Annotated in this window: 1 rRNA gene; it reads left to right on the forward strand. The window is 48.7% G+C overall.

The annotated features are described in order from the left end of the window. Positions 1 to 534, forward strand: a 23S ribosomal RNA gene (locus tag ACFO5Y_RS03600); the annotation flags it as partial.

Consider the following 534-nt stretch of genomic DNA (forward strand, 5'->3'; position numbering starts at 1 on the left):
ACCGGGGCTAAACTGAACACCGAAGCTGTGGATTCAACCAATAGGTTGAGTGGTAGGAGAGCGTTCTATATGTGGTGAAGCAGTACCGTAAGGAGCTGTGGAACGTATAGAAGTGAGAATGCCGGTATGAGTAGCGCAAGACGGGTGAGAATCCCGTCCACCGAATGACTAAGGTTTCCTGGGGAAGGCTCGTCCGCCCAGGGTTAGTCGGGACCTAAGCTGAAGCCGACAGGTATAGGCGATGGACAACAGGTAGAGATTCCTGTACTTATAATAAATGTTTGAGTGATGGAGGGACACAGGAGGTGACCTCACGCATCCTGATGGAATAGGATGTCGAAGCAACAAGTTTGGATGTGAGTCAAATGCTTACGTCCACTAAGAACGAGTTGTGACCGGGAGCGAATTAAGTAGCGAAGGTGAGTAATCAAACTGTCGAGAAAAGCTTCTAGCGAATTTATTATAACCCGTACCGCAAACCGACACAGGTAGTCGAGTGGAGAACACTAAGGTGAGCGAGAGAACTCTCGTTAA

This window comes from Ruoffia tabacinasalis (assembly GCF_042652985.1).
Lineage (GTDB): Bacteria > Bacillota > Bacilli > Lactobacillales > Aerococcaceae > Ruoffia > Ruoffia tabacinasalis.